Consider the following 9,577-nt stretch of genomic DNA (forward strand, 5'->3'; position numbering starts at 1 on the left):
ATGGAATACGAAACTCTCACCGTCGCCGTCAAGGACATGGTCGCCACCGTCACGCTGAATCGTCCCGACGTGCGCAATGCGTTCAACGAATTCACCATCGCCGAACTGTCGCTGGCCTTTAGCGAACTGGGACGCCACGACGGCGTGCGCGCCATCGTGCTGGCCGCAAACGGCCCCGCATTTTGCGCCGGCGCGGACTTGAACTGGATGAAAAAAATGGCGCTCTATTCGCACGCCGAAAACGCCGAAGACGCGGAAAAGCTGGCCGACATGCTGCGCACCATCTACCTGTGTCCCAAGCCGGTGGTCGCCAAGGTGCAGGGCGACTGCTACGCCGGCGGCATGGGCCTGGTCGCGGCATGCGATATTGCGGTCGCCTCCAACGGCGCCTTTTTCTGCCTATCGGAAGTCAAGCTCGGCCTGATCCCGGCCACCATCTCGCCCTACGTGATCAAGGCCATGGGCGAGAACGCGGCGCGGCGCTACTTCCTGACGGCTGAAAAATTTACCGCCCAGGAAGCGCACCGGATCGGTTTCGTGCACGACATCGTGGCCGCCGAGGCGCTCGACGAGCACGTCGCGAGCATCGTCAAGGCGCTCGTCACCAGCAGCCCGAACGCAGTGCGCGAGGCCAAGGTGCTGGTGCGTGAAGTGAGCGGCAAGGCGGTCGACAGCGCGCTCGTGGTCGACACCGCAGAACGCATCGCCAACATCCGCTCGTCCGACGAAGGACGCGAAGGCGTTGCCTCGTTCCTCGAAAAACGCAAGCCGTCGTGGCTGAACTGATGCCACAAGACTTGGTCAACCGCAGCCTGCGCAGCGTATGGCACCCCTGCACGCAGATGCAGCACCACGAAACCGTGCCCTTGATCGCCGTCAGCCATGGCCGCGGCGCCTGGCTGTACGACCATGAGGGCAAGCGCTACCTGGACGCCATCAGTTCATGGTGGGTCAACCTGTTTGGGCACGCCAACCCGGTCATCAACGCGGCGCTGAAGGACCAGCTCGACCGGCTCGAGCACGCCATGCTGGCCGGCTTCACGCATGAACCCGTGGTGCGCTTGTCCGAGCAGCTCTCGGACATGACCGGGCGCGTGTTGGGCCACGCGTTTTATGCCTCCGACGGCGCGTCGGCGGTGGAAATCGCGCTGAAAATGAGTTTCCATGCGTGGCGCAATGCGGGCCGCTCAGGCAAGCAGGAATTCGTGTGCCTGAAGGGCAGCTATCACGGCGAGACCATTGGGGCGCTGGCCGTGACCGACGTGGCGCTGTTCAAGGATGCCTACGGCCCGCTGCTGCGTTCGGCGCGCGTGGTCGCCTCCCCGGACGCGCGCGGCGCGCTGCCTGGCGAAAGCGCGCAGGATGTGGCGCGCCGCGCCGCGCAGGATGTCGAAAACCTGTTCCTGGAACGGGCCGACCAGATCGCCGCGATCATCATCGAGCCGCTGGTGCAGTGCGCCACCGGCATGGCCATGCACGACCCGCTGTACCTGTCGCTGGTGCGCGAACTGTGCGACCGCCATTCGGTGCACATGATCCTCGACGAGATCGCGGTCGGCTGCGGGCGCACCGGTACGTTTTTTGCCTGCGAGCAGGCCGCCATCTGGCCCGACTTTTTGTGCCTGTCCAAGGGCATCAGCGGCGGCTACCTGCCGCTCTCGCTGGTGCTCACGCGCGATGAAGTGTATGAGGCGTTTTACAGCGCCGACGTCACGCGCGGCTTTTTGCATTCGCACTCCTACACCGGCAATCCGCTGGCCTGCCGCGCCGCCCTGGCGACGCTGCAGATTTTCGAGGACGACGATGTGCTAAACAATAACAAGCGGCGCGCCGCCAGCTTGAGCGCGGCGCTGGCGCCCTTGGCCAATCACGAGCGGGTGCGCCACTTCCGCCAGCGCGGCATGATCTGGGCCTTTGATGCGGTGGAGGCGGACGCCGCGCGCGCGGCCACATTCTCGCGCCGCTTTTTTACCAGCGCGCTGGAACACGAACTGCTGCTGCGCCCGATCGGGCGCACCGTCTACCTGATGCCGCCGTATATTTTGAACGATGAGGAAACCAGCGCCCTGGCCGAACGCACGCGACTGGTATTTGAATCGGTGATTGGTCCGCAATGAAAATGATAGAAGAAATCGAGCGCACGCTGGCCCAGTTGGAGGCGCAAGGCTTGACGCGCCGGCGCCGGGTGGTGCAAACGCCTTGCGCGGCGCGCGTGAGGGTGGGCATGGACGAACAGGCACTGCTCTCGTTTGGCAGCAATGACTATCTGGGCCTGGCGTCGCATCCGCGCGTGGTCGCGGCGCTGCGCGAAGGGGCGCAACTGTACGGCGCCGGCAGCGGCGCCTCGCACCTGATCAGCGGGCATGGCCAGGCGCACGAGCAGCTGGAAGAGCGGCTCGCGCAATTTATGGCGCCCCATCTTGAATCAGCACGCGCGCTCTCGTTTTGCACGGGATACATGGCCAACCTTGCGGTCTTGACCACCCTGGGCGAGAACCCCGATGCCGAGATATTTTCCGATGCCTGGAACCACGCGTCGATCATCGACGGCGCCCGCCTGGCGCGCGCACAGGTCAAAGTGTTCGCCCATTGCGAGCTCAATGCCCTGGGCGCCCTGCTGGACGCCAGCAATGCCACCAGCAAGGTGGTGGTCACCGACAGCGTGTTCAGCATGGACGGCGATATTGCGCCGCTGGCCGGCATGCTGGCGCTGTGCGAACGGCACGGCGCCTGGCTGGTCGTGGACGACGCGCATGGCTTTGGCATTCTGGGCGACCATGGCCGCGGCGCGTTCGAGCACTTTGGCCTGCGCTCGGCCAACCTGGTCTACATGGGCACTTTGGGCAAAGCTGCCGGCGTGGGCGGGGCGTTCGTCGCCGCGCACGCGAGCGTGATCGAACTGATGATCCAGCGCGCGCGCGCTTACATCTACACGACCGCGGCGCCGCCGGCGCTGGCGCATGCGCTGCTCGCCAGTATCGACATCATTGATGGCGACGAGGGCGCGGCGCGCCGCAAGCAACTGGCCGCGCTGATCGCCCAGTATGACCGCGAGGTCGTGCTCAAGCGCTGGCAGCGCGTGCCGTCCAACACGGCAATCCAGCCCATCCTCATTGGCAGCAATGAAGAAGCGCTGCGCGCGGGCGCGGCCTTGTATGAACGCGGCCTTTGGGTTCCCGCCATCCGCCCGCCCACGGTAGCACCCGGAACGGAACGGTTGCGTGTGACGCTGTCCGCCGCGCACACCCACGATGAAGTCGCCCAGCTTGCCGCTGCGCTCAATGAACTGGAGGAGTAGCCATGAGCCTCAATGAACCCGTAGTCCCCGTAGTCCCCATGGTCGACGCCGAACCGGCAGTCATGCAAGAACCGGTGGTGCAAGCAGAACCGGCGCTCGGCGTCGAAGGCTTGCCGTCGCGCTTTAGCTGCTTTGTGACCGGCACCGACACCGAGATCGGCAAGACGCTGGTCTCGTGCGCGATTCTGCACAAGCTGGTCGCCGGCGGCGTGCGCGCCTGCGGCATGAAGCCGGTGGCAGCCGGCGCGGCGATGGTCGACGGCGAACTGCACAACGAAGACGCCGACCTGCTGGTCGCCGCCGGCAACGTGAACCTGCCGCGCAACCTGACCACGCCCTACATGCTGCGCGAGGCGTGCGCACCGCACATCGCCGCAGCCATGGATGGCGTGGCGATCGAAGCGGTGCCCATCATTGCCGCCTACGCCGAAGTGGCGGCCGCCTCCGACGCGGTCGTGGTCGAAGGCGTGGGCGGATTCCGGGTGCCGTTTTCGGACGACTTTGACAGCGCCCAGATGGCCGAACAACTGAACCTGCCGGTGATCCTGGTGGTGGGCCTGCGCCTTGGCTGCCTGAGCCACGCGCTGCTGACGATTGAAGCGATCGTGCGGCGCGACCTGGTGCTGGCCGGCTGGGTGGTCAACGAGATCGACCCCGACATGTGCTTTGCCGACGAAAACATCGCCGCGCTGGCCGCGCGCATCCCGGCCCCGATGCTGGGACGCGTGCCTTACCTGAACAACGCGACGGCTGCAGAAGCGGCCAAATTTATTGATCTCGCGGGACTGCCCGGCTTTCCCTCCAAGCGAGACTGAACGACTGAACCCTGAAGGAACCAATATGACCCAAACCACCGCCGTCTCTTTCCACGCGCCTGCGCCCGCCATCACCTTGCCCGACGCCGCCACCTGGCCGCTGGCCGACGTGCTGGCGCTGTTCGACCTGCCGTTCGCCGACCTGATGTTCAAGGCGCAGAACGTGCACCGCGCGCATTTCCCGGCGGGCGACGTGGAACTGGCGACGCTGTTGTCGATCAAGACCGGCGGCTGCGAGGAAGACTGCAGCTACTGCCCGCAGGCGGCGCGTTACGACACCGGTGTCGAAGCGAAGAAGATCCTCGGCATCGACACCGTGCTCGACGCCGCGCGCCAGGCCAAGGCCAACGGCGCCACGCGCTTTTGCATGGGCGCGGCCTGGCGCAGCCCGAAAGAGCGCGACATGGAAAAGGTCGAAGAGATGGTGCGCGAAGTAAAGGCACTGGGCCTGGAAACCTGCGCCACGCTGGGCATGCTCGAGGAAGGCCAGGCTGACCGCCTGAAGAACGCCGGCCTGGACTACTACAACCACAACCTCGACACCGCGCCTGAGTTCTACAGCAACGTGATCTCGACCCGCGAATACCAGGACCGCCTGGACACGCTGGGCCGGGTGCGCAGCGCCGGCCTGAAGGTGTGCTGCGGCGGCATCGTCGGCATGGGCGAATCGCGCCTGCAGCGCGCCGGGCTGATCGCCCAGCTGGCCAACCTCAATCCTTATCCGGAATCGGTGCCGGTCAACCACCTGGTGCAGGTCGAAGGCACACCGCTGCATGGCCTGGACCCGCTCGACCCGTTCGAATTCGTGCGCACCATCGCCGTGGCGCGCATCACCATGCCGCAGGCGCGCGTGCGCTTGTCGGCCGGCCGGCGCCAGATGGGCGAAGCGGTGCAGGCGATGTGCTTTTTGGCGGGCGCCAATTCGATTTTCTACGGCGACAAGCTGCTCACCACCGACAATCCGGAAGCCGAAGACGACCGCGTCCTGCTGGCCAAGCTGGGCCTGGTGACGCGCGCATCCACGCTCGACAAGGCGCCAAAAGCATCTTGCGGCGGCTGATCGAACCACTCCAAACACAAAACGGAAACGCATAATGTTCACTAAAATCCTCATCGCCAACCGTGGCGAAATCGCATGCCGGGTCGCCGCCACCGCGCGCCGCATGGGCATCAAGACCGTGGCCGTGTATTCGGATGCGGATGCGAATTCAAAACACGTGGCGGTGTGCGATGAAGCGGTGAACATCGGTCCTGCCGCGGCCAAGGAGAGTTACCTGTGCGGCGACAGGATCATCGCCGTGGCGCTGGCCACCGGCGCCCAGGCGGTGCACCCGGGTTATGGATTTTTATCCGAGAACGCCGACTTTGCCGACGCCTGCGTCGAAGCAGGCCTGGTGTTTATCGGGCCGCCCGGCGCAAGCATGCGGGCCATGGGTTCCAAGTCGGCCGCCAAGTCGCTGATGGAAAAGGCCGATGTGCCGCTGGTGCCGGGCTACCACGGCGAGAACCAGGATCCGGATTTCCTGCGCGAGCAGGGCGACCGGATCGGCTACCCGGTGCTGCTGAAAGCCTCGGCGGGCGGGGGCGGCAAGGGCATGCGCGTGGTCGAGCGCTCCGAAGACTTTGTCGCGGCGCTGGCCTCGTGCAAGCGCGAAGCGATCAGTTCCTTCGGCGACGACAAGGTACTGGCCGAAAAATACCTGCAGCGTCCGCGCCACATCGAGATCCAGGTGTTTGCCGACCAGCTGGGCAACTGCGTCTACCTGCACGAGCGCGACTGCTCGGTGCAGCGCCGCCACCAAAAGGTGCTGGAAGAAGCGCCGGCGCCGGGCATGCCGCCGGAGCGGCGCGCCGCGATGGGAGAAGCTGCCGTGGCGGCCGCGCGCGCGGTTGGTTACGTGGGCGCCGGCACGGTTGAATTCATCGCCAACCAGGACGGTTCGTTCTACTTCATGGAGATGAACACGCGATTGCAGGTCGAGCACCCGGTGACCGAAATGATCACCGGTACCGACCTGGTGGAGTGGCAGCTGCGCGTGGCGGCCGGCCAGCCGCTGCCAAAAATGCAGTCCGAACTGGCCATTCATGGCCACGCGATCGAAGCGCGCATCTATGCGGAAAACCCTGAAAAGGGCTTCCTGCCGTCGATCGGCACGCTGCGCCACATGGATACCCCGGACGCGGTCAATTTTGAACTGGGCGGCACGCCCGGCGGATCACCCGCAGCAGTGCGCATCGACTCCGGCGTGCGCGAAGGCGACGCCATTTCGCCGTTCTACGATCCGATGATCGCCAAGCTGATCGTATGGGGCGCGGACCGCAAGCAGGCGCTCGCGCGCATGTCGCAGGCGCTGGCCGAATTCCAGCTGGTGGGGCTGGCCAGTAACATCGCCTTTCTCAAGCGGCTGGTGGAAGGCGCCGCGTTCTCCAGCGCGGACCTGGACACCGGCCTGATCGAGCGTAACGGCGACACGCTGTTTCCAGCGCCGAAGTCCGCTCCCGTCGGTGCGCTGGCGCTGGCCGCCGTCGCGCTGATCGAAGCGGAGAAGGATGCGTCGGCGGCGCAGTCGGCCAACCCGGCCGACCCGTGGGGCAATGCCCTTGGCTGGCGCCTGAACAGCGCCTACCAGCGCCAGCTCTCGTTCGCCGACGAGTACACCGCCAGCCGGGACGTGAAAGCCTATACCGTGGCGCTCACTTACCATGCGCACGGCTGGGACTTGATCGTCAACGGCATCGATGCGGCGCTGTCGGTGACGGCGCGCGAAGGCGCGAACTTGTCGGTCAAGCTGGGCGCCACGTCGATCCACGGCACGGTGCGCCGCGATGGCGAGGTGTTCCATGTTTTCACCGGTGGGCGACACTTCCAGCTGACCTACAACGACCCGATGGCGCATGCCGGCGAAGTAGAAGCGGCGGGCGGGCGGCTGACGGCGCCGATGCCGGGCAAGGTGGTGGCGGTGCTGGCCAGCAAAGGGCAGCAGGTGAAAAAGGGCGATCCCCTGGTGATCATGGAAGCGATGAAGATGGAGCACACCATCGCCGCGCCGAGCGATGGGCTGGTGGAGGAAATCTTGTACCAGGTGGGCGACCAGGTGGCCGATGGGGCCCCGCTGCTGGCGTTCAAGACCGCAGCGTAAGCACACAACAACCTCAAACCTACATCGTCCTCGCGAAAGAAGCAGTTGCAAAAGGGTAGGTCGGAAAAGCGCAGCGCATTCCGACGGCGTCGCCGGGGCGCGAGCATGTCGGAATGCGCCTTCGCTTTTCCGATCTACGACTTTTGCAACTGCTTCTTTCGCGAGGACGATGTGGTCAAGCCGACTGGAAAATATGCGCATCCTCCTCCACCGCGCCGACGGCGTCACCGAACCCTGGCTGCGCGGCTTTGCCGCCGCGCTCCCGCAAGCGGACGTCATCGTCTGGCAAGAAGGCGCGGCCATCGCCACGTGCGACTACGCGGTGACCTGGGCCCCGCCTGCGGCCATGCTCGAGCACCTGGCCCACGTCAAGGCGATCTTCGTCACCGGCGCGGGCGTTGACGGCATCATGAAATTTGCCGACCAGCTGCCGCAAGTGCCCATCATCCGCCTGGGCGACGCCGGCATGGCCGTACAGATGGCCGAATACGTGGCCTACGCGGTGCTGCGCTACTTTCGCCGCTTTGACGAGTACGAAGCGCAGGCGCGGCGCGGCATCTGGCAGCCGCTGCCCCAGTTTGAAAAAGCGGATTTTTCAATCGGCGTGATGGGCACGGGCGTGCTGGGACGGCGCGTACTGGCGGCACTGGCCGCCTTTGATTTTCCACTGCGCGGCTGGAGCCGCAGCGCCAAACAGATCGACGGCGTGCAATGCTTTCACGGCGCGGACGGCCTGGACGACTTTTTGCGCGGCACCCGCGTGCTGGTGTGCATGCTGCCGCTCACGCCCGACACCGCCAACCTGCTCGAGCGCCGGCGTCTATCGCTGCTGCCCGAAGGCGCCTACCTGATCAACGTGGGCCGCGGCGCCCACGTGGCCGAAACGGACTTGCTGGCGCTGGTGCGCAAAGGCCATATTGCCGGCGCCACGCTGGATGTATTTCGCAGCGAACCGCTGCCGGCGCCCCATCCGTTCTGGGACGAGCCGCGTGTCAGCTTGACACCGCACGTGGCGGCGCTGACACTACCTGACGTGAGCGCGGCCCAGATTGCTGAAAAAATCGTTGCGCTCGAACGTGGCGAAGCGGTGGCGGACCTGGTGGATCGTCACGCTGGATATTGATCCAAAAAAATCGACAAGAGGCTCCCATCATGACACTCCCATCGTTACCAACCCACGTCAAAATCGTTGAAGTCGGTCCCCGCGACGGCTTGCAGAACGAAAAGCAGTCGGTGCCGGCCAGCGTGAAAATCGACCTGGTGGATCGCCTGTCGCGGGCCGGTTTTGCCAACATCGAGGCCGCCTCCTTCGTGTCGCCCAAGTGGGTGCCGCAAATGGCCACCAGCGCCGAAGTAATGGCCGGCATTACGCGCCGTCCCGGGACGCTGTACTCCGCGCTCACGCCGAACATGCAAGGGTTCGACGCTGCGCTCGCGGCGCGCGCCGATGAAGTGGTGATCTTTGGCTCGGCCTCGGAAGCATTTTCGCAAAAGAACATCAACTGCTCGATCGCCGAATCGATCGCCCGTTTCGAAGGCGTGGCCAAGGCCGCCAAGGAACGGGGCTTGCGCCTGCGCGGCAGCATCAGCTGCGCCTTTGGCTGCCCGTACCAGGGCGAGGTGCCGCTCGACGCGGTGGCCGACGTGGTGGGCCGCATGCGCGAACTGGGGTGCGACGAAATCGACATTGCCGACACCATCGGCGTAGGCACGCCGCGCAAGACGCAGGCCGTCATGCTGCGCGCCGCCGGTGAATTTCACATCGATCGCATTTCCGGGCACTTTCACGATACCTACGGGCAGGCGCTGGCCAACATTTACGCCAGCCTGGAAGTGGGCGTGTCGATTTTCCATTCGTCGGTATCGGGCCTGGGCGGCTGTCCGTACGCTAAAGGTGCGACCGGCAATGTGGCCACCGAAGACGTGCTGTACATGCTGCACGGGCTGGGGATTGCGACCGGCATCGATCTGGACATGGTGGTCGACGCCGGGCAGTTCATCGCGCAGCACCTGGGGCGCAAGGGTTCCAGCCGCGCGGGCAATGCGCTGGCGGCCAAGCTGGCCGGCTGATGATCACACCATCCACATAGCAATCAAGGTCTCATGCACGACTCCGTCTACGCACCACCGAAAGCTGACCTGAGCAAGCGAAGCGATGCAGGCAGCGATGGCGACAACGCCTTCTATGTCGTTTCTACGCGCAAGCTCGCATTGCTTTTCTTCCTGACACTGGGACTGTATCAAATCTGTGACTATTCAGCCTGAGCGCACAGTGTAGAAAGTTGTTGTAAACAAATCTTAGATAACGCATCATGGGGGCATGC

8 protein-coding genes are annotated in these 9,577 nt (G+C 65.0%); all 8 read left to right on the plus strand.

Features of this window, described 5'->3' with window-relative positions; all coding sequences use genetic code 11:
• The 8 genes from ACP7BV_RS10480 (at window position 1) to ACP7BV_RS10515 (ending at window position 9,323) form a co-directional block, all read left to right on the plus strand.
• Complete coding sequence (locus tag ACP7BV_RS10480; protein WP_426103752.1) at window positions 1-786, plus strand: enoyl-CoA hydratase/isomerase family protein; 786 nt, start codon at window positions 1-3, stop codon at window positions 784-786.
• Window positions 786-2,117 (plus strand): adenosylmethionine--8-amino-7-oxononanoate transaminase, encoded by a 1,332-nt coding sequence (bioA, locus tag ACP7BV_RS10485; RefSeq protein ID WP_426103753.1) that lies wholly within the window; start codon window positions 786-788, stop codon window positions 2,115-2,117. Before ACP7BV_RS10480 ends, bioA begins: the two co-directional genes overlap by 1 nt.
• Window positions 2,114-3,298, plus strand: coding sequence for an 8-amino-7-oxononanoate synthase (bioF, locus tag ACP7BV_RS10490; protein WP_426103754.1), 1,185 nt, complete (start codon window positions 2,114-2,116; stop codon window positions 3,296-3,298). The genes bioA and bioF overlap by 4 nt, the downstream gene beginning before the upstream one ends.
• A gap of 2 nt (window positions 3,299-3,300) precedes the next feature.
• Entirely contained in the window at window positions 3,301-4,113 is an 813-nt protein-coding gene (gene bioD, locus ACP7BV_RS10495; RefSeq protein ID WP_426103755.1) for a dethiobiotin synthase, read from the plus strand.
• Between the two features lie 25 nt (window positions 4,114-4,138).
• On the plus strand, window positions 4,139-5,173 hold the full coding sequence (gene bioB, locus ACP7BV_RS10500) for a biotin synthase BioB (protein WP_426103756.1): 1,035 nt from the start codon (window positions 4,139-4,141) through the stop codon (window positions 5,171-5,173).
• Between the two features lie 34 nt (window positions 5,174-5,207).
• Entirely contained in the window at window positions 5,208-7,253 is a 2,046-nt protein-coding gene (locus ACP7BV_RS10505) for an acetyl/propionyl/methylcrotonyl-CoA carboxylase subunit alpha (protein ID WP_426103757.1), read from the plus strand.
• A 193-nt stretch (window positions 7,254-7,446) separates the two neighbouring features.
• On the plus strand, window positions 7,447-8,376 hold the full coding sequence (locus ACP7BV_RS10510) for a 2-hydroxyacid dehydrogenase (protein ID WP_426103758.1): 930 nt from the start codon (window positions 7,447-7,449) through the stop codon (window positions 8,374-8,376).
• A gap of 29 nt (window positions 8,377-8,405) precedes the next feature.
• Complete coding sequence (locus ACP7BV_RS10515) at window positions 8,406-9,323, plus strand: hydroxymethylglutaryl-CoA lyase (protein ID WP_426103759.1); 918 nt, start codon at window positions 8,406-8,408, stop codon at window positions 9,321-9,323.
• Window positions 9,324-9,577 lie beyond the last annotated feature (254 nt).

Origin of the sequence: Massilia sp. TSP1-1-2 (assembly GCF_049896185.1) — a bacterium.
Taxonomy (GTDB): Bacteria; Pseudomonadota; Gammaproteobacteria; order Burkholderiales; family Burkholderiaceae_D; genus Telluria_A.